18 protein-coding genes are annotated in these 17,356 nt (G+C 67.0%); 11 read left to right on the forward strand and 7 right to left on the reverse strand.

The window, feature by feature from the left end; genetic code table 11:
• Nucleotides 1-655 precede the first annotated feature (655 nt).
• From H9529_RS05115 to H9529_RS05155, 9 genes are read left to right on the forward strand one after another with little or no spacing between them, the layout of a single operon-like run.
• On the forward strand, nt 656-1,237 hold the full coding sequence (locus H9529_RS05115) for a Na+/H+ antiporter subunit E (RefSeq protein WP_092891662.1): 582 nt from the start codon (nt 656-658) through the stop codon (nt 1,235-1,237).
• Nucleotides 1,234-1,899, forward strand: coding sequence for a hypothetical protein (locus H9529_RS20635; RefSeq protein WP_218132172.1), 666 nt, complete (start codon nt 1,234-1,236; stop codon nt 1,897-1,899). Before H9529_RS05115 ends, H9529_RS20635 begins: the two co-directional genes overlap by 4 nt.
• Nucleotides 1,892-2,185, forward strand: a complete 294-nt coding sequence (locus H9529_RS05125) for a cation:proton antiporter (protein ID WP_092891664.1) — start codon at nt 1,892-1,894, stop codon at nt 2,183-2,185. Before H9529_RS20635 ends, H9529_RS05125 begins: the two co-directional genes overlap by 8 nt.
• Nucleotides 2,182-2,541, forward strand: a complete 360-nt coding sequence (locus H9529_RS05130) for a hypothetical protein (RefSeq protein WP_092891666.1) — start codon at nt 2,182-2,184, stop codon at nt 2,539-2,541. Before H9529_RS05125 ends, H9529_RS05130 begins: the two co-directional genes overlap by 4 nt.
• Complete coding sequence (locus tag H9529_RS05135) at nt 2,538-3,713, forward strand: hydrogenase subunit MbhD domain-containing protein (RefSeq protein WP_092891668.1); 1,176 nt, start codon at nt 2,538-2,540, stop codon at nt 3,711-3,713. The genes H9529_RS05130 and H9529_RS05135 overlap by 4 nt, the downstream gene beginning before the upstream one ends.
• Nucleotides 3,710-4,156 carry an NADH-quinone oxidoreductase subunit K gene (locus H9529_RS05140; RefSeq protein WP_092891670.1) on the forward strand — a complete coding sequence of 149 codons (447 nt, stop codon included), beginning with the start codon at nt 3,710-3,712 and terminating at the stop codon, nt 4,154-4,156. Before H9529_RS05135 ends, H9529_RS05140 begins: the two co-directional genes overlap by 4 nt.
• Nucleotides 4,153-5,622: a complex I subunit 5 family protein gene (locus H9529_RS05145; protein WP_092891672.1), complete on the forward strand. Its 1,470-nt coding sequence runs from the start codon at nt 4,153-4,155 to the stop codon at nt 5,620-5,622. Before H9529_RS05140 ends, H9529_RS05145 begins: the two co-directional genes overlap by 4 nt.
• Nucleotides 5,619-7,433 (forward strand): complex I subunit 5 family protein, encoded by a 1,815-nt coding sequence (locus tag H9529_RS05150; protein ID WP_092891674.1) that lies wholly within the window; start codon nt 5,619-5,621, stop codon nt 7,431-7,433. The genes H9529_RS05145 and H9529_RS05150 overlap by 4 nt, the downstream gene beginning before the upstream one ends.
• Nucleotides 7,430-9,226 carry a complex I subunit 5 family protein gene (locus H9529_RS05155; protein WP_092891676.1) on the forward strand — a complete coding sequence of 599 codons (1,797 nt, stop codon included), beginning with the start codon at nt 7,430-7,432 and terminating at the stop codon, nt 9,224-9,226. The genes H9529_RS05150 and H9529_RS05155 overlap by 4 nt, the downstream gene beginning before the upstream one ends.
• A 132-nt stretch (nt 9,227-9,358) precedes the next feature.
• On the opposite strand, the gene H9529_RS05160 is transcribed toward H9529_RS05155, so the two are convergent.
• Nucleotides 9,359-10,009, reverse strand: coding sequence for a protein-tyrosine phosphatase family protein (locus H9529_RS05160; RefSeq protein WP_092891678.1), 651 nt, complete (start codon nt 10,007-10,009; stop codon nt 9,359-9,361).
• Nucleotides 10,010-10,043: 34 nt separating this feature from the next.
• On the opposite strand from H9529_RS05160, the gene H9529_RS05165 reads away from it, so the two are divergent.
• Entirely contained in the window at nt 10,044-10,823 is a 780-nt protein-coding gene (locus H9529_RS05165) for a GntR family transcriptional regulator (RefSeq protein ID WP_223814303.1), read from the forward strand.
• Between the two features lie 271 nt (nt 10,824-11,094).
• Here H9529_RS05165 and H9529_RS05170 read toward each other — a convergent pair whose 3' ends face one another.
• Complete coding sequence (locus tag H9529_RS05170; RefSeq protein ID WP_143033538.1) at nt 11,095-11,655, reverse strand: protein-tyrosine phosphatase family protein; 561 nt, start codon at nt 11,653-11,655, stop codon at nt 11,095-11,097.
• Between the two features lie 208 nt (nt 11,656-11,863).
• Between H9529_RS05170 and H9529_RS05175 the strand changes: the two genes are divergently transcribed.
• Entirely contained in the window at nt 11,864-12,769 is a 906-nt protein-coding gene (locus tag H9529_RS05175) for an NAD-dependent epimerase/dehydratase family protein (RefSeq protein WP_092891682.1), read from the forward strand.
• A gap of 205 nt (nt 12,770-12,974) precedes the next feature.
• Here H9529_RS05175 and H9529_RS05180 read toward each other — a convergent pair whose 3' ends face one another.
• The 5 genes from H9529_RS05180 to sufC are packed head-to-tail and all read right to left on the reverse strand — an operon-like array spanning nt 12,975 to nt 17,349.
• Complete coding sequence (locus tag H9529_RS05180) at nt 12,975-14,195, reverse strand: cysteine desulfurase (protein ID WP_092891684.1); 1,221 nt, start codon at nt 14,193-14,195, stop codon at nt 12,975-12,977.
• The gene (locus H9529_RS05185) at nt 14,188-14,775 is read right to left on the reverse strand and encodes a YIP1 family protein (RefSeq protein ID WP_092891686.1); all 588 of its coding nucleotides are present in this window, start codon (nt 14,773-14,775) and stop codon (nt 14,188-14,190) included. Before H9529_RS05185 ends, H9529_RS05180 begins: the two co-directional genes overlap by 8 nt.
• Before the next feature lie 9 nt (nt 14,776-14,784).
• Nucleotides 14,785-15,285 carry a YIP1 family protein gene (locus tag H9529_RS05190; protein ID WP_176847261.1) on the reverse strand — a complete coding sequence of 167 codons (501 nt, stop codon included), beginning with the start codon at nt 15,283-15,285 and terminating at the stop codon, nt 14,785-14,787.
• A gap of 4 nt (nt 15,286-15,289) precedes the next feature.
• Complete coding sequence (locus tag H9529_RS05195) at nt 15,290-16,591, reverse strand: SufB/SufD family protein (RefSeq protein WP_092891688.1); 1,302 nt, start codon at nt 16,589-16,591, stop codon at nt 15,290-15,292.
• On the reverse strand, nt 16,591-17,349 hold the full coding sequence (sufC, locus tag H9529_RS05200; protein ID WP_092891690.1) for a Fe-S cluster assembly ATPase SufC: 759 nt from the start codon (nt 17,347-17,349) through the stop codon (nt 16,591-16,593). The genes H9529_RS05195 and sufC overlap by 1 nt, the downstream gene beginning before the upstream one ends.
• Between the last annotated feature and the right edge of the window lie 7 nt (nt 17,350-17,356).

Below are 17,356 nucleotides of genomic sequence, written 5' to 3' on the forward strand. Positions count from 1 at the left end.
AGGGCGCGGGCGCGTCTGCCGCATGTGAGAGTCAGTGTGGCGACGGAGCGAGGACAGACGGAGCGGGGACAGACGGAGCGGGGACAGACGGAGCGGGGACAGACGGAGCGGGCCGGGTCAACGCAATGGCAGAACGGGGCGCGGGGCCGGATCAGACAAACCGCCAACGCCAACCCAACACCTCAAGAGTCCGTGCATATCAGGGATTTCGATGGGACAACAGGGGGCCGCCGCCCGACATATGCCGCGAAAATGGGCCTGCTGCGCCACGGCTGCCATTGGGGGCCACGGCGAACCACCGCCTCCCAGCAGCAGATTGCACTGCGAGTGGCCGCTTTTGCCCAAAGACCATCGTGCGGGGCAGAGGCAAAACACCGGTAAACAGCGCAGAGGGTTGCACCAACTCTGGGCGCCGGACACCGGAAACCCGCCCCCGGGGTCATCCACAACATACACGAGCACATCACGCCAGGGCCGCAACCATGTCCGGGCAACACGCGGATCGTTCGTAGTACCGGCGTGTTGTGGCCCGCGCCCCAGCAAGGGGCATCCACGACGCGAACCAAAGCATCAACCAGCCTTAACCCAGGCTGCAACGGGTGCTCCGCGCGCCCCAGCGGTTGCGCGTCGGCAGCTTGCACCATAGCTTGTTTGGATGAAAACCGCACCGATCAGGGCAATGACGCACCGCGCGGCGCTATTTGCGGCCATCTGGCTATCGCTCACCGCAGCGGACCCGGGCGCGCTGCCGCTTGGGGCGGCGGTCGTAGGGGCGGCGGTCTGGCTCAGCCTGCAGCTGTCGCCTCCGGCCCAACCGCTGGTGCTGTGGCGGCTGGTGCGCCACCTGCCGCGATTTCTCTGGGGATCGCTGACCGGCGGGGTCGATGTGGCGCGGCGGGCTTTTTCCAGCGATATGCGGCTGAACCCGGGCTGGCTGGAAATCCCGCAGAGAACACCAGCGGCAGGCGCGCGGGTTGGGCCGATGCAAGGCGCGGGCAAGGCAGATGCAGGGATGCCACACGCCAGTCACGCCGACACCCCTTTGCCAGGCAGCCTGCCTGTCGTCCTCGGGGCCGAGGTGTCGCTGATGCCCGGCACGCTCAGCGCGGGAAGCGTCGATGGCCGTCTGCTGATCCACCTGCTGGACCGCGATGGCGGCTTTGACGCGGCCATTTTGCAAGAGACCAGCCGGATCGCCGCCATCCTTGGCCAGACACCGCGCGGGGGGGACACATGACACACTGGCTGCATCTTGTGGCGATGGTCCTGCTTGCCAGCCTGGGCGCGGCCCTGTGGCGCGTCTGGCGCGGGCCATCGCAGGCCGACCGCATGATGGCGGTGCAGTTGGTCGGGACCGGGGGCGTCGCGGTGTTGATCGTGCTGGCGGCGGCGCAGGACTGGACATTGCTGGTCGTGGCGCTGGCGCTGGCGCTGTTGGCGGCGCTGGCAGCAGTGGGGTTCGTGCAAGCCGAAACCCCGGACGGCGCGGGCGACCCCGAAGAACTCTCGCCCGGGGGCGATATCGAACCACAAGAGACCACGCGGCACCCACCCCGTGCCGGGAATGAAGCGCACCAGACCAAAGGCGGGCAGTCGGCCCAAGACGACGGGCGACCCGGCACTGACGGCCAGCCGTGCGCGTCCACGCACAGGCACAGGCACGGGCACAGGCACCAACAAAGCACGCCCAGCGCCGGGAACCAACCGCGCGCTTCTGCCGTGGGGACCGCGCCGCCTGCGCGTGCCACTGAAAACCAACGCCGCACGCCTGCGACGGGAAGCCAAAATTGCCAGCCTGCGGCTGGACATCAACCCTCCCAGCCTGCGGCTGGACATCAAGCCTCCCTGCCTGCGGCTGGAGGGGCCACGGACACAAGGGAGCCCGCAGGCCATGGCTGATCTGGCAACATATACCCTCACGGCATTGGGGCTGGTGTTCTTCGTCGCGGGCACCATCGGCCTGATACGCTTCCCCGACACCTTCAGCCGCCTGCACGCCCTGACCAAAGCCGACAACCTCGGGCTTGGCTTCATCGCGCTGGGAATCGCCTTTCAGGCCGACACCTGGACGCAACTGGCGCTGCTGGCACTGATCTGGGCGCTGGCGCTGCTGGCCGCAGGCACCGTGTCGCAATTGGTAGCGCGCACCGCGCTGACATCGCACGAAAGGGCAGAGGACCCATGAACGCCGCCCAGCACCCGATCCAAGGCAATATCCCCATGGCGGCGCGGCAGCACGTGTCCCCCCCCGGCGCTGCCAGCATGGAAGACCGGGGCGGCCCTGCCCTCAGCGCCGCAATCGTCCGCAGCCGGGGTGCCCCCTGCGCTGTATCCCATTTGAAAGACGCGATGCGCCACCGCACACCGGGCGACATGACCCGGCAGACAGCCCCCGCGCGCGCCCCGGCAGGCGGCACCGGCAATAGCCCGGCCTTCCTCCGGCATCCGGCCCGGCCAAAGCCCGGCAGCCCCGCAAAGGCAATGGCGCGGCAAAGCGCCTCGGCAGCGCGACCCGCCCCCAAAACGGCGACACGGCCATGAGCGCGGCGCTGGACCTCATCCTCTGCGCGCTGATCCTTGGCGTCGGGACAGGCTGCGTCGTGGGGCGCGGCGTGTTCCGCGCGGTGATTTTCTTCATCACCTACGGGCTGGTGCTGTCCATCGGCTGGGCGCGACTGGGAGCCTACGATGTGGCCCTTGCGGAAGCTGCGGTCGGCGCAGGCCTGACCGGCATCCTTCTTTTGGCGGCGCAGGGGCGGCTGCGGCGGCTTGGCGCGGGTGGAGAGATCGCGCAGGCGCGCGGCTCCGCTGCAGCTCAGGCATCGCGCGACACTGCAACCGGCGCGCAAAGCACCCGTGTTGCCGCCGGACCCGACCACCTGCGCCAAAGCAACGCGTGCCCCAGCGCCCCACAAAGCACCGGCAAGGCCATCACCGACCGCGCCCGCCAAACCACCCCGCCACGCCCCCGGGCCACTTTCGCACCGCTTCACCTGCCCGCAGCACTTGCAGGGGCCGGGCTCGCAGCGGGCCTTGGCGCGGCTTGGTTTGCCCTGCCCGCCCCCCAGGCACCTGACCTGACACAGGTTCTGCCGCAATCGGGGGTGGGCAACCCGGTCACGGCCGTCTTGATGAACTTCCGCGCGTGGGACACGCTGCTGGAAAGCATCGTGCTGCTGGCCGCCCTGATCGGGGTCTGGATGCAGGCGCGCGACAGCGACTGGACCGCGCCGCTGGGCCTGCATTACCACGCGCGCGCGGATGGCGTGCTGGCCAGTTTCGGGCGGGTGCTGCCGCCTCTGGGCCTGATCTTCGGGGTCTATCTGGTCTGGGCCGGGGCCGAGGCCACCGGCGGCGCGTTTCAGGGCGGCACGGTGCTGGCGGCGGTCGGCCTTTTGGCGATCATGACGGGCGCGCTGCCCGCACCTCGCGTGACGCAGGCAGGCTGGCGCGCGGCGCTGGCGCTGGGGCCGGGGATCTTCTTGCTGGCCGGGCTGGCGGGCGCGGGCATCGCTGACGGCTTTCTGACGCTTTCCCCCAGCGTCGCCAAACCCGCGATCCTGACGATCGAGGCGGCGCTGACGGTCTCCATTGCTGTCACACTGGCGCTCTTGGTGCTGGGGCCGCCCGATACGCACGACGCGACACCCGAGGACACGCCGAAGGACACGCCGAAGGACACGCCAAAGGACACGGGGAGGCACACCGCATGAGCCTGACTTTCTTTGCCCTCACAGGATCGGCGCTGACGGGGCTGGGGATCTATGGCCTGATGTCACAGCCGCATCTGCTGCGCCGGGTGATCGCCTTCAACATCATCGGCTCGGGCCTCTTTTTGTTCTTTGGCGCGGCAGGCGCGCGGGGGGCAGCAGCAGACCCGATCCCGCAGGCGCTGATCATCACTGGCATCGTCGTCGCGCTGTCCGCCAGCGCGCTGGCCGTGGCGCTTGTCGTGGCCTTGGCACGCAGCACGGGCCAGGCGACCCTGCCAGGGTCAGCGGGGGATGGCCCCGGGCAAGAGGGGCCAAAGGATGAAGGGCGCCAGAAACCCGGGCCAGAGGATCAAGGGCCAGAGGATCAAGGGTCAGAGCAAACCGTGCTGCAGGCAGCCGGGCACGACGACACCCTGCAAAGCATCGCGGGAACCCGCCCATGATCCCGCTGATCGCCACCCTGACCCTGCCGCTGATCGCGGCACTGGCGGCGGTTGCGCTGCCAGCGCGGGCGCGGGTACCGGCAGCCCTTCTGGGCACCGGGCTGACACTGGCGGCCACGATCTGGCTGGCGCTGGCGGTCTGGTACGGCGGGCCGGTCAACCTGTCGGCGGGTGGCTGGGCGCCGCCCGTGGGGATCGCGCTGCGCGCCGACGGGCTGGGGGCCGCGCTCGCGGTCATGGCAGCACTGGTCGTCACTGCCACCGCGCTTGCCACCCGGGCCGAACATGCGATGACCGACCCCGGGCCGCGCATGACCTTTGGCATCTGGCCGCTGATGCTGCTGTTGTGGGCCGCGCTGAATGCCGTCTTGATGTCGCGCGACCTCTTCAACCTTTATGTCGGGCTGGAACTCATCAGCCTGAGCGCGGTGGCGCTGGTCGCGATCAGCGGCAAGGCGCAGGCCATCGCGGCAGGGCTGCGCTACCTGTTCTTCGCGCTGGCCGGGTCGCTGTTGTACCTTGCCGGGGTCGGGCTGACCTACACCATCCATGGCACGATGGACATCGGGCTGCTGGCCGCCCGCACCCCCGCGCCCGGCGATGCGCTGGCGCTGGGGTTGATGAGTGCGGGGCTGCTGGCCAAGACCGCGGTCTTCCCGTTCCATGTCTGGCTGCCACCCGCCCATGCCGCAGCCCCCGCGCCTGCCTCGGCGCTGTTGTCCGCGCTGGTGCCGAAGGCCTCGCTGGTGATCTTGCTGCGGCTGTGGTTCGAGGCGATGCCCGACAGTGCCGCCCCCGCCGCCCTCATGGCGCTGGCCAGCTTCGGCGCGCTGGCCGTTTTCTGGGGCGCGGTCATGGCGTTGGTCCAGGCACGGCTGAAGCTGATCGTGGCTTATTCCACGGTGTCCCAACTGGGCTATGTGTTCCTTGTCTTCCCGCTGGCAGGCGGCGCAGGGGCCGATCAGCCGTGGTCGGCGGGGGCCTGGACGGGGGCGGTGTTCCAGATGCTCAGCCACGGGCTGGCAAAGGCTGCGATGTTCCTGACCGCGGGCATCTACATCGCCGCAGTGCACAGCGACCATCTGCGCGATCTGCGCGGGCTGGCACGCGCGCTTCCGATGACGGGCTTTGCCTTCGCGCTGGCGGCGGTGACCCTCAGCGGGCTGCCCCCCTCGGGCGGGTTCACTGCGAAGTATTTGATGATGACATCGGCCTTCGCGTCTGGCCAATGGCCCTGGGCCGTCGTGCTTTTGGGCGGCGGGCTGCTGGCGGCGGCGTATCTTTACCGCCCCATGGCCGCCCTCTTCGCCCGCGAGACGGCCCACGCCCCGCGCGCCATCCCGCGCCGCTGGCAGGCGATCCCGCTGGTGCTGGCGGCGCTGTCGGTGCTGCTGGGCCTCATGTCCGCCGCCCCGTTCGACCTTTTGCAGATCGGGCGCCCCGCCCCGGCGGTGGGGGGGTTATGAGCACCGCCCTGCCCCTGCTCATCCTCTTCACCTCGTTGATCCCCGCAGGCATCAGCTTCTTTCTGGCACAGGAAAACTACGTCCTGCGCAACACGCTGAACCTGGGCGGCGCGCTGGCAAAACTGGCGCTGGTAATCGTCATGCTGGTGTCTGTCGCGGGCGGGGCCACTTACGAGGTATCGTTCCCCCTCGCGCCCGGGCTGGTCATCTTGCTGCGGGTCGATGCGCTGGCGCTGCTGTTCATCTCGCTTTCCGCGGTGCTCTGGCTGCTGACCACGGTCTATGCCATCGCCTATTTCGGCACCAAGCCGCAGCTTTCTCGGTTCTTCGGCTTCTTCAGCCTTTGCGTTGCGGCGACCACCGGGCTGGCGCTGTCGGGCTCGCTGATCTCGTTCTTCATCTTTTTTGAGCTGCTGACCCTCAGCACGTGGCCACTGGTCGCGCATAAACAAGACAAGCCCTCGCTTGCCGCCGCGCGCGTCTACCTCGCCTATGCGCTGCCTGGGTCAGCGGCGCTCTTATGGGCCATCATCTGGCTGGAAAGCGCCACCGGCCCGGTACTGTTTGCCGAACCGCCGGACCTGAGCGGGCTGGACCCCACAACCCTGCGCATGATCTTTGCGCTGTTCATCATCGGCGTCGGGGTAAAGGCCGCGCTGGTGCCGCTGCACGGCTGGCTGCCCGCCGCCATGACCGCCCCCGCCCCGGTATCGGCGCTGCTGCATGCCGTCGCCGTGGTCAAGGCGGGCGCGTTCGGCGTCGTGCGTGTGGTCTATGACGTGTTTGGCGCACAGAACATGGTGGCGCTCAACCTTGGCACCCCGCTGGCGCTGGCGGCGTCCTTCACCATCCTCTACGCATCAATGCGCGCGCTGCAACAAGATGAGATCAAGAAGCGGCTGGCCTTTTCCACCGTGTCGCAGGTCAGCTACATCGTGCTGGGCGCAGCCCTTGCCAGTCCGCTGGCAATGATCGGCGGGCTGGTACATCTGATCCATCAAGGACTGATGAAGATCACGCTGTTCTTCTGCGCGGGCATTTTCGATGAGCGCGCGGGCGTGAAACGCATCGACGGGCTGAACGGCCTGGGCGCGCGGATGCCCTGGACCGCCGTCAGTTTCAGCCTCGGCGCGATGGGCATGATCGGCCTCCCCCCGTTGGCGGGGTTTGTCAGCAAGTTCTATCTGGGCCTTGGCGCGCTGGAGGCAGGCGCGCCCTGGGTTCTGGGCGTGCTGGCGGCCTCAACAATCCTGAACGCGGCGTATTTCTTGCCAATGCTCTACCGGCTGTGGTTCCTGCCCGCCGCAAAGGAGGCACACGGGGATGAGCACGCGCCGGGGCTGGTGGTACCCGCTGTCATTACCGCAGCGGCCACCATCGGCGTGGGCCTGCTGGCGGCCAGCCCCATCAGTCCGCTGGGCTGGGCCACACTGATCGTCACGCGGCAATACGGGCCGACAACAGAGGTGCCGGGACCGGAGCCAGCGGGACCGGAGACAGCGGGACTGGAGGCAGCACGACTGGAAGCAGCGGGCCCGTCAGGGGCACACGTGTCAGGGGCGCGCTTGCCGGGACCGGGATTGTCAGGAACAGACGTGGCCGGGCCAAACCGACCAGATGCAAACTTGTCGGGGGCAGACCTGTTGGCGGCAACGCCCTCAGGACCAGACAGGCCACAGGCGGCACTGTCGGGCGCGGGTGTCGGGTGGTCAGACATTTCAGACCCCCAAGTGACAAAAGCAGACACGCCAAAGACAAACCTGTCTCGCGCGGCCCCCTCAGCGGCGGACGCGGCCGGAGGGCGGCCATGAGCGTGCCTTTCACCGGATCGCTGGTGCTCTTCGCCGTCCTGCTCTGGCCCCTCTTGGTGGCGCTGGTCCCACTTGTCCCGAGGTGGCGGGCAGGTGCGCTGTGGGTTCTGCCCCTCGCCCCGCTGCCCGCACTGATCCTTGCGCTGGCGGATGGAATCGCGACTGTGACAGGTGCCGGGACGACTGCCGCGACATCCGCGACATCCGCGCCGGGCACCGCGACGCTGGACGGCGCGCAGGGTGCGGGCGTTGTGCACGACCTTCTGCTGCCCAACCTCGTGCTTGGGGTCGAACTGGTGCCGGTGCCACACGCGGGCCTGTGGCTGGGCATGACCGCAATGGTCTGGGCCGTGGCCGGATGGCACGCAGCGCTGACCATGAAGCAAGGCGCGCAGGCGGGCATCTTCGCGGGCTTCTGGTGCCTGACGCTGGCGGGCAACCTTGGCGTCTATCTCGCCGGGGATGTCATGACCTTCTACCTCGCCTTCGCCGCCGTCTCGCTGGCCGCGTGGTTCTTGGTGGTGCATGACCGCAGCCGCGCCGCCCTGCGCGCCGGACGGGTCTATATCGCGCTGGCCATCACGGGCGAGGCCGCGCTGCTGACCGGCCTGATGATCGGCGCGGCAGGGTCGGAAGACCTGCGCATCGCCTCGGTGCGCGACGCCCTTGGCACCGACCCGCTGGGGCCGCTGGCCCTGGGCCTGATGATCGTTGCCTTCGGGATCAAGGCGGGCATGCTGCCGTTGCACATCTGGCTGCCCGTGGCGCATCCGGCCGCGCCTGTCCCGGGATCGGCGGTGCTGTCGGGCGCGATGGTAAAGGCGGGGCTGATCGGCATGCTGCTGTTCATTCCCGCAGCCTCGGACTGGAACACCGTGCTGATCGGACTGGGCTTTGCCGGGGCGTTCGGCGCCGCGCTCTGGGGGCTGACCAGCCGCAACCCAAAGGCGGTGCTGGCGTATTCCACCATCAGCCAGATGGGCCTGTTGCTGGTATTTGTGGGCGCAGGATCCCGGGGGGCCGGATCTGAAGGTGTGGCGTTTTACGCGCTGCACCACGGGCTGGCCAAGGGGGCGCTGTTCCTTTCCGTCGGGCTGATGATGCTGGCAGCCACCGCAGCTCAGCGGCGGGTGGTGCTGGGCGCGGCCGCGCTGATGGCGCTGTCGGTGGCAGGGCTGCCGCTGACGGGCGGCGCGCTGGCCAAACTGGCGGGCAAGAACGCGCTGGCGGATGGGCTGGCGGATGGGCTGGCACTGGCCGTGACCCTCAGCGGCATCACCACGACGCTGGTGCTGGGTTGGTTCATGCTGCGGCTGGCAGAGGTGCGCGCAAAGCCGGGACCGGCGGTGCGCTGGCCCGCGCTGCTGGCCGGGGTGGGCCTGCTGGCCGCCCTGGCCCTTGCCCTGCCTTGGGCCTTGTGGGACAGCGCGGTGCCGCTGCCGGGCGACTATCCCCTGCGACGGGCGAACATCATCGACGCGCTGTGGCCGGTACTGGCCGGGTTGGCCCTGCTGGCGCTGCTGCGCCGTCTGCCCCTGCCCGACCTGCCGCCGGGCGACGCGCTGCACCTGCTGCCCGGTCGCGCCGGGATGGCCGCGGCGCTGACGGCCCTTCAGTCCGGTGTCCGGCAGGGCCTCATGCCCAAGATCCCATGGCCACACAAACGCGCCGCGCTGCGGGCGTTGCTGCGCTGCAAGCGGGCCGAGGAACGGCTGTCACGCTGGCCGGCAATCGGCCCCATGCTGATGGGCGCCGCGCTGGGGCTCGCCGCGCTGATCGCGCTGGCACCGTAAGGCGGTCACAAGAAGCCCAGACGGTGCGCATGCAGCGAAATGCACACCAACCCGGCGATGCAGCACCATCACGCGCCACGCCTTGGCCGCTTCGATGCGCCCCCGCCACACGAACCCGTCACTCTACCCGCATCACTCTGGCCCCGCGCCGCCCCTGTCGCGCAACCATGCTTCCTGCGCAGGACTCTCGATTGCCAAATCAAAGCCCGCGCGCACAGTGGCAATGGCCTGTGGCATGGGCGTCCCGCGCTCATGCAACAGCATCGCCGCAACCGTACCGCTGCGCCCCGCACCAAACAGGCAACACAGCGCCACCGCGCCTGCCCCGTCCAACTGCCGGTGCACCTGCGCGCCAAGGCGCCGCCAGACGCGCATGAAGGCCGCCCCCGGGGGCGTGTAATCAGGCACCGGCGCATGGACCAGCCGCAGGCCCGCTGCGCGCGCCCAGCCGCGCAAGTCCGGCACCGCGCCGGCAGGCAGCTCGGCCGCTTCGCACAACCCCAGGATATGCGTCACGCGCTGTGCGCGAAAGCCATGCAGCACCCTCTCCACCGCCTCGGGGTCGATCCAGCCCTCGCCCCTCGGCGACAGCCGCAGCCCGGGCCACGCCGACAGCACCACGTGCCCCGCACCCACGGGCAGCACGCAGCGCAAACCATCGGCGGCATCAAGGTCAATCACCGCCGAAACATCGCTGCGCGCAGATGGAACGCCGGGCCCATCCGTCGTAACGTCATCTTGCGCCCTTGGCGATTGCAGCCCAGGGTTGTGAGAGGTATACATCTGAGTTCCTTCGCGGACCTAAGGAGCCTGGGACGTGTCACTTGAATATCTGGCGCAACATGGCGCACCCCTGTCGCGTCTTGATGACATAGCGCAGAAACTGCGGTTGCGCATCTGCCTTATGGATCCCGGTCAGCCGCATATCCTCTATGAAAACCGGCTGGCCGAAGAATTCGGTGTCAGCCGCACGCCGGTCCGGCAAGTGCTGCAACGCCTGGCGTATGAGCGTCAGGTCGAAACGCGCACCGGCGTGGGCACCGTGGTACCACGGCTGGAGGGCGCGACGGCGGCGCAGGATTTCCACCTGCTCGCAGGCCTGTTCGATCTGGCCGCCGACACGGCGGCAGGCGCGCTGGACCGTCCGGCGCGCGCACTTCTGGCGGAACTTTCGGTGCTGATCGAGGATATCGCGGTAGCGGATGGTCAGGATACGGACCGGCGCGACAGCGTGGCGGGGACGGATGCGGCGCGCGGCGCCAAGGATCCGGTGGGCCATACGGCGATGGACGCGGGCGCGCATACCGCAGGCGACGAGACATCCGGGGTCAGGGCGCTCTTTGCCCTGCACTCCTGGCTCATCACCTTCGCGCAGCACCTGCTGCCAGAGCCGATTTTGGCCGACTGCGCGGCGGCAATCCACTGGCGCGTGCTGCGCCGCCTGCTGCAACAGGAAGGGCCGCAGCATACCGTTCAGCGGATCATCCTGGACCGGCTGTGCACGGGCCTCATGTCGCAAAATGACGCACGCGCCGCCCTGCAGCGGATCGCCCGCGCCGTCACGGATCTGGCCCGGCTGGGTGCGTTCCAGACATGACGGGGCGGCGTGGGGCGCACTGTGTCCACATTCCTCCAATGGCACGAACCGACCCGCCGCAAACGATCAGTTAAACCCACCCGCCCGCAACCGACGGGGGCGCAACGGCAGGTATAGCCCCGACATGCATCACGATGACTCGCGGTTGCCGACGCCTCGTCCCCTAAAATGGCCTGCGCTGGATGAACGCCGCCCTGCCGCGCCGCATCCCCCTGCTGCGTTTGGTGATACATCCTGGCCTGCACCAACGAAGTGCCGCCGCCTGACCCTGTCAGTTCCGCGCCTGGCTAAAGATCCGTTCGATGAATTGCGCCTGCGCCGGTGTCTCGCACCGCGAACCCGCGTTGCAGATGTGGCGCTGCGCGCCGGCCGGCGACATGCCCAGGGCAAACAGCACCGCCTGCGCGGCCATGCCGGTGCGGCCAACACCCGCCCGGCAATGCAGCACCGCCCGCTCGCCCTCGCGCAGCGCACCGGCAATGTCATGGGTCAGGGCGGTGAACGCCGTCGCATCAGCAGGCACGCCCAGATCGCGGACGGGGAATTGCAGCACGGGAAACGGCAACGTGCCCGATTGCAGCGTCGCGGCGTATTCCGGGGCCATCGCCTGGGTCTCGGATGCCTCGGCCAGACAAACCACCAGCCCGACATCGGCACGGCAGGCCTCTTCCAGAAAGACCTGCAAACGCGCGCGGGACCCGGGCATCGCCGACAGCCACAACCGGCCCCGGATCCGCGCGGGCAAAGGAACCGAGCGCAGGTAGGACGTGTCATGCTGCCGGAGGCCGATCGGTTCGGACCGGCTGCTGAAATCCGGGTCAACTGACATCATGTTTTCCTTGCGCCCGTAAAAGGCTGCGGCGTCGCACGGACGCTGCAACCGGAAGATGCACAAATCTTAGCAACAGCCGGGCAGCCTGTATACAGGTAAATTGCTCAATTTTGAGGCAGCCAAGGGCCACGCCAAACCGCACCATGGGTCCTCGACGCCCGCAAGCGGCCTTGCTACCGTGCGCCCGACACAGAAGGAGGAGATGACAATGCGGATTTTGTTCACAGGCGGATCGGGCAAGGCAGGGCGCCATGCCGTGGCGTATCTGTTGGAACGCGGGCACCGGGTGCTCAACCTGGACCTGACGCCGCTGGCGCTGGACGGCCCCGGCGCGGAAAGGCTGGACAACCGGCTCGCCGACATCACCGATGCGGGGCAGGTCTTCGACGTGATGGCCAGCTACGCAGGTTTCGACGAGATGATCCCCGGCACCGGCGTGCCGCGTTTCGACGCGGTGGTGCATTTCGCCGCCGTGCCGCGATTGCTGCTGAAAAGCGACAACGAATGCTACCGCGTCAACACGCTGGGCACCTATAACGTCATCGACGCGGCGGTGAAATTCGGCGTGCGCAAGATCATCTTCGCGTCATCCGAAACCACCTATGGCATCTGCTTCGCCGATGGCGAGCGCAAGCCCGAATACCTGCCGGTGGATGAGGAACACCCCACCGTGCCCGAGGACAGCTACGCCATGTCCAAGGTGGTGAACGAGGCGACGGCCCGCAGCTTCCAGCGCCGCAGCGGTGCCGATATCTACGGGCTGCGGATCAACAACGTGATGGAGCCGCACGATTACGCCGCACAATTCCCCGCGTTTCTGAAAGACCCCTCGATGCGCCGCCGCAACATCTTCGCCTATATCGACGCGCGCGACCTGGGCCATATGGTCGACCGCTGCCTGCATGTGGACGGGCTGGGGTTCGAGGTGTTCAACGTCGCCAACGACACGCATTCGGTTGACCTGTCGACCTCGGATCTGATCACGCGTTTCTATGCCGGGGTGCCCGTGGTGCGCGAGATGGGGTCGGATGAAACCTTCTATACCAACGCCAAGGCCAAGGCGCTGCTGGACTTCTGCCCAAAACATGACTGGCGCAAAGAGCTGAAGGCATAGGCCCGCGATACCGCGTCAATACCCCGGCGGGCACGATCCGCCGGGCCACAACCCGCCGAGCCAATATCCGCAGGGGCCACGATCCGGAAGCCCCCCCTGACCGCCAGCAAGCGTGCGTCCCGCCAGCGCGATCATCGGGGCCCAGCCCGGGTCAACCAAACAGCCCGGGTCAACCAAACAGCGCAGTTCAGCCAAAAAGCCCGGTTCAGCCAAAAAGATCGTGGCACAGTTCCAGCGCGTCAACCAACGCATCCACCTCGGTGCGGGTGTTGTACATCGCAAACGACGCGCGGCAGGTGGCGCTTTGGCCCAGATGCTCCATCAACGGCCCGGCGCAATGCTGGCCCGCGCGTACCGCAATGCCCTTCTTGTCCAGCACGGTCGAGATGTCATGCGCATGCGCCGCCCCGTTCAGCGTGAACGAGAAGATCGCACCCTTGCCCGGTGCATGACCCTGCACGTTCAGCCAGTTCAGCCCGGCCAACCGGGTCTGGGCATAATCGCGCAGATCGGCCTCGTGGGCCGCAATCTCTGCCATGCCTGTCTGCATCATGTAGTCCAGCGCTACACCCAGCCCGATCTGTTGCACGATGCCGGGCGTGCCTGCCTCGAACTTGTGCGGCGGGTCGTTGTAGGTCACCGTGTCGCGCGTTACCTCGCGGATCATGTCGCCGCCACCGATGAAGGGCCGCATCTCGGCCTGCCGGTCGCGCGAAATCCAGATCGCACCTGACCCCGACGGGCCATAAAGCTTGTGCCCCGTCACCGCGTAGAAATCGACGCCCAGATCGGTCAGATCCACCGGCAGATGCACCGCGGCCTGTGACCCATCGACCAGCACCGGCACGCCCATGGCGTGCGCACCTGCGGCAATCGCCTTCACATCGACCAGCGTGCCCAGCACGTTCGACATGTGCGTGACCGCGATCAACCGGGTGCGCGGGGTGATGGCATCCAGAACCGCCTGCGGGTCCAGCGCGCCTTGCGCATCTGTCTCGACCCATTTGATCACCACGCCCATGCGCTCGCGCAAGAAATGCCAGGGCACGATATTGGCGTGATGCTCCATGATCGACAGGATGATCTCATCCCCCGCCTCCATGCGGGGCATCGCCCATCCATACGCAACCAGATTGATGCCTTCGGTCGTGCCCGAGGTAAAGATCACCTCATCCTCATGCGGGGCATTGAGAAAACGCGCGATGGTGCCGCGCACGGCCTCGTACTTGTCCGTGGCAAGGTTCGACAGGTAATGCAGCCCGCGATGCACATTGGCATATTCATGGCTATAGGCCTGCGTCACCGCGTCAATCACGCATTGTGGTTTCTGGGCCGAGGCGCCGTTGTCCAGGTAGACCAGCGGCTTGCCGTTCACCTGCCGCGACAAGATCGGGAAATCGGCGCGAATCTGGGCGATATCAAACATTTTCCATCCCCGGCGGCACGATACCCAGAAACATCATCACAAGCGACAGCGCGAAGCCCAGCGCAAAGAACGTGGCGACGATCGCGCCAAAGACCTTGCCCAGCGACGTGAACCCATGAAGATGCGCCACGAAATTGGTCAGCACCCAAAGAAACAGCACGAAACCGACAATGCCCAGAAGCCCGGCAAAGGGCGGAAGCACCAGCAGCAGCACGATCTGCAATACCTGCAAGACAACCATCAGGAACTGCAACCAGATCATCAGCAAGGCTGTGTCTTGCACCTGCGCGCTGCCGCCAAAGGCCCGTCCGATCTGTTGCACCAGAACGACCGTCAGCACCAGCATACCGCCTTGCAGCAAGGCCGACAGCGCCAGACCAGACGGCAAACCCAGCGATGACGCCCCCATGATCAGCACGCTGACCTGCCCCAGCAATACGCTCAGGACCACCACCAGCAACAGCGCCAGCCAGCGCGCCTGCACGGGCGGGTCCGCCGCGATCAGGTCGCGCGCGGCATCTTGCGGGTTTTGCAGCGTCAGGCGAACCAGCCGCATCAGCGAGGGTGCAGAAATATCCATGACGCGTATCTAGATCCTTGTCCCGGCAGTCTCAAGCGCGGCTTCGCGAAACCCGGCGATGAGAAACCACAAAAATACGGCCGCGACCCCGAGGCCAAAAATGGCGCCCACGCCGCCGACCCCGTTGAAACCTTGCAGCATGCCCTGAATCAGTGACAAAGGCGCGACAGATAGCAGCGACCAGAACAGCACCAGCCGCGCGGTAAACCATGTGCTGGGCCGCCGGAAGGCGCGCAACCCCAGGTGCAGCAGCGCCGCGAAGCCATAGGCCAGCAGCGGCACCACGAAGATCGAGGCGAAGAGCACCCCACCCATCTCTTGCTGAAACACCATTTCGGGGTCCAGATACGCCGCGCGCTGCACCCGGGGCAACTGCGCCACAAAGTTCAGCACGCCAAACAGCATGATGAACATCAGCGCCCGATCCTCGCGCTGGCCCTGCGCCAGCAGGCCGCGCACCACGGCGCGCGGCGTGCGGTACATGCGCAAGATGTCAAAGGTCAGCGCCATCGCCTCAGGCCCGGTGCCGTTTCATCCAGCTTTCCAGCCGGGCACGCAAATCTTCCGCGATCCCGGCATCGGCGATCTCTTCCAACGCCTCGGCCAGAAAAGCCAGCACCAGCAGCGCCTTCGCATCCTCGACCGGCACGCCGCGCGCGCGCAGGTAGAACAGGTGGTCGGGGTTGATCTCGCCCGAGGTAGACCCGTGCGAACACTTTACGTCATCGGCGTAGATCTCAAGCTCTGGCTTGGCCAGGAACTGGCTGGATTCATCCAGCAGCAGCGATTGGCTGATCTGATAGCCATCGGTTTTCTGGGCGATCTGTTTCACCAGGATCTTGCCCTGAAAGACACCCACCGCGCCGTTGCGCAACACCTTCTTGTAGACTTGACGGCTTTCGCAATCCGGCGCGCCATGGGTGACAAACAGCGTGTCATCTTGATGGAACTTGCCGTCGCCCACGACCGCACCGGCCAGATGCGCAGAACCGCCCTGCCCGTTCATCCACACCACGCCCTCATTGCGCACCAGCGCGCCGTTCAGCGTCAGGGTAAAGGATTTGAAGACCGAGGCCGCGCCCAGCCGCGCGAACAGGTGCGTCACGCCCACGCGTTCATGGTCGCGCCCCTGCGCGCGGATGTGGTGCAGCGTGCCGCCGTCGGCCACGTCCACCTCCATCATCGTGTTGGACCGCGCCGCGATCGGCCCGCTTTCCAGCAGCGTCAGCTCTGCGCCTTCGGCAACGCGGATCACATGGTGCATCATCGCATCGGCATCCGCAGCGACCCGGCGACACACCAGCGCGAGGGGGCGCGGCGCCTTGCCCGTGACGCGGATCATCAGCCCGTCGGTCGCATAGGCCGTGTTCAGTGCGGCCAGCGGCCGGTCCACCGGGTTCTGGCCATCGGCCTCCAGCACACCATAAAGATCGCGCGCCCAATGGATGTCTTGCTGCGCGGCATCGGCCAGGGTGGAAATCTCCACCCCGTCCAGCGCCAGCGGGTCGGATGCCTCCAGATCCAGCCGACCGTCGGTAAAGACCAGCCGCACGCTGTCGATCCCGTCGAACATCGGCGCTTCGTCGCCCATGTCCATCACCTTGGCGGCGGGGGCGCTGGCATCGGTCAGCCGCGCGGGGTCGGTGAAGCGCCAGTATTCATCACGCTTCACCGGCAGGCCCATGTCACCCAGCCGCGATGCCGCCGCGCGCCGCGCCGCGCTGACCCATGCGCCGCCCGTGGGCAGGGCATCGGCCAACCGGGTCTGCGCCGCCGCGACCTTCACAGTATGGAGTTTTTGCCGTGCGCTCTGCATCACTTCACCTCGGCAAGAATATCGGCATAGCCATTGTGCTCAACCTCCAGCGCCAGTTCGACACCGCCGGTCTTGATGATGCGACCCCCGGACATGATATGCACCACATCGGGTTTGATGTGGTCCAGCAGCCGCTGGTAGTGGGTTATGACAAGGAACCCGCGCCCTTCCGAGCGCAGGGCATTCACGCCATCGGCGACCAGTTTCATCGCATCGACATCAAGGCCCGAGTCGGTCTCGTCCAGGATGCACATCTTGGGTTCCAGCATCGCCATTTGCAGGATCTCGTTGCGCTTTTTCTCGCCGCCCGAAAAGCCCACGTTGACAGGGCGCTTCAGCATATCGGCGTCGATCTGCAATTCCTTCGCCTTGACGCGCACCACCTTCAGGAACTCGGCCGCCGACAGCTCTTCCTCGCCACGCGCCTTGCGCTGTGCGTTCACGGCGGTACGCAAGAAGGTCATGTTGCCCACACCGGGAATTTCCACCGGATACTGGAACGCCAGAAACAGGCCCGCCGCCGCACGTTCCTGCGGCTCCATTTCCAGCAGGTCTTCGCCCTTCAGCGTAGCGCTGCCTTCGGTGACGGTATAGCCGTCGCGGCCCGACAGCACATAAGACAGCGTGGATTTTCCTGACCCGTTGGGCCCCATGATCGCATGCACTTTGCCAGCCTCAACCGTCAGATTGACCCCGTTGAGGATCTTCACCGACGAATCTTCCGACAATTCGGCGTGCAGGTTCTTGATTTCCAACATATTCTAA

The sequence above is a fragment of the Roseicitreum antarcticum genome (assembly GCF_014681765.1).
In the GTDB taxonomy this organism is placed as follows: domain Bacteria; phylum Pseudomonadota; class Alphaproteobacteria; order Rhodobacterales; family Rhodobacteraceae; genus Roseicitreum; species Roseicitreum antarcticum.

What these genes read in the sequence shown, in the direction of transcription:
- H9529_RS05115 (WP_092891662.1), top strand. Translation starts at nt 656, where the DNA reads ATGAAAACCGCACCGATCAGGGCAATGACGCACCGCGCGGCGCTATTT.
- H9529_RS20635 (WP_218132172.1), top strand. Translation starts at nt 1,234, where the DNA reads ATGACACACTGGCTGCATCTTGTGGCGATGGTCCTGCTTGCCAGCCTG.
- H9529_RS05125 (WP_092891664.1), top strand. Translation starts at nt 1,892, where the DNA reads ATGGCTGATCTGGCAACATATACCCTCACGGCATTGGGGCTGGTGTTC.
- H9529_RS05130 (WP_092891666.1), top strand. Translation starts at nt 2,182, where the DNA reads ATGAACGCCGCCCAGCACCCGATCCAAGGCAATATCCCCATGGCGGCG.
- H9529_RS05135 (WP_092891668.1), top strand. Translation starts at nt 2,538, where the DNA reads ATGAGCGCGGCGCTGGACCTCATCCTCTGCGCGCTGATCCTTGGCGTC.
- H9529_RS05140 (WP_092891670.1), top strand. Translation starts at nt 3,710, where the DNA reads ATGAGCCTGACTTTCTTTGCCCTCACAGGATCGGCGCTGACGGGGCTG.
- H9529_RS05145 (WP_092891672.1), top strand. Translation starts at nt 4,153, where the DNA reads ATGATCCCGCTGATCGCCACCCTGACCCTGCCGCTGATCGCGGCACTG.
- H9529_RS05150 (WP_092891674.1), top strand. Translation starts at nt 5,619, where the DNA reads ATGAGCACCGCCCTGCCCCTGCTCATCCTCTTCACCTCGTTGATCCCC.
- H9529_RS05155 (WP_092891676.1), top strand. Translation starts at nt 7,430, where the DNA reads ATGAGCGTGCCTTTCACCGGATCGCTGGTGCTCTTCGCCGTCCTGCTC.
- H9529_RS05160 (WP_092891678.1), bottom strand. Translation starts at nt 10,009, where the DNA reads ATGTATACCTCTCACAACCCTGGGCTGCAATCGCCAAGGGCGCAAGAT.
- H9529_RS05170 (WP_143033538.1), bottom strand. Translation starts at nt 11,655, where the DNA reads ATGATGTCAGTTGACCCGGATTTCAGCAGCCGGTCCGAACCGATCGGC.
- H9529_RS05175 (WP_092891682.1), top strand. Translation starts at nt 11,864, where the DNA reads ATGCGGATTTTGTTCACAGGCGGATCGGGCAAGGCAGGGCGCCATGCC.
- H9529_RS05180 (WP_092891684.1), bottom strand. Translation starts at nt 14,195, where the DNA reads ATGTTTGATATCGCCCAGATTCGCGCCGATTTCCCGATCTTGTCGCGG.
- H9529_RS05185 (WP_092891686.1), bottom strand. Translation starts at nt 14,775, where the DNA reads ATGGATATTTCTGCACCCTCGCTGATGCGGCTGGTTCGCCTGACGCTG.
- H9529_RS05190 (WP_176847261.1), bottom strand. Translation starts at nt 15,285, where the DNA reads ATGGCGCTGACCTTTGACATCTTGCGCATGTACCGCACGCCGCGCGCC.
- H9529_RS05195 (WP_092891688.1), bottom strand. Translation starts at nt 16,591, where the DNA reads ATGCAGAGCGCACGGCAAAAACTCCATACTGTGAAGGTCGCGGCGGCG.
- sufC (WP_092891690.1), bottom strand. Translation starts at nt 17,349, where the DNA reads ATGTTGGAAATCAAGAACCTGCACGCCGAATTGTCGGAAGATTCGTCG.